At 34.4% G+C, this 532-nt stretch carries 1 protein-coding gene; it reads right to left on the bottom strand.

Going from position 1 to position 532, the window contains the following annotated elements; all coding sequences use genetic code 11:
* Window positions 1–240: 240 nt before the first annotated feature.
* A partial coding sequence (locus tag V7147_RS12595) for an NAD(P)-dependent oxidoreductase (protein ID WP_335368210.1) occupies window positions 241–532 on the bottom strand: 292 nt, incomplete at its 5' end.

Genomic DNA, 532 nt, shown 5'->3' with positions numbered 1-532 from the left:
TGGTAGTCCCCCAGTAGATATTCAGCTGAATAACATTTTTTCAATATTTCGATAGTCTGAATGTTAGCATATAATATTTTCTATTGTCAATATGATAATAGTGTTTTCTCGACAAAAAATTTAAGAGACTACTATTTTCTGAGTCAAACGGGTCCCAACTTGTAAAAAGGAATAATCAATAACAACAAATAAATTTTAATTGGCATGCTACTAAACTCCCTAATCTGATTCTATTATCGTTTATACAAACTCATAATCTGCCTTTTCCCCTTTCAAAACATTAATGATATTCCTTGCAGTAATCATCCCAACCTCTTCTAGGGCATCAGCCGTATATCCAGCCATGTGCGGGGTCGCGATAAAGTTTGGAAGTGTAATCAATGGTGAGTTACCTGTAGGTTCATTTTCAAAAACATCAAGCGCAGCACCTGATATTTCACCACTTATAAGTGCATCATATAGTGCAATTTCGTCAATGATCCCACCTCTTGCGGTATTGACGATGTAAGCATTTTTTTTCATTTTTTTAAAA

Origin of the sequence: Bacillus sp. JJ1521, assembly GCF_036965165.1 — a bacterium.
Lineage (GTDB): Bacteria > Bacillota > Bacilli > Bacillales > Bacillaceae_L > Ferdinandcohnia.
The sequence above is the reverse complement of the archived record's forward strand: the minus strand, read 5'-3'. Positions and strand labels throughout refer to the sequence as shown.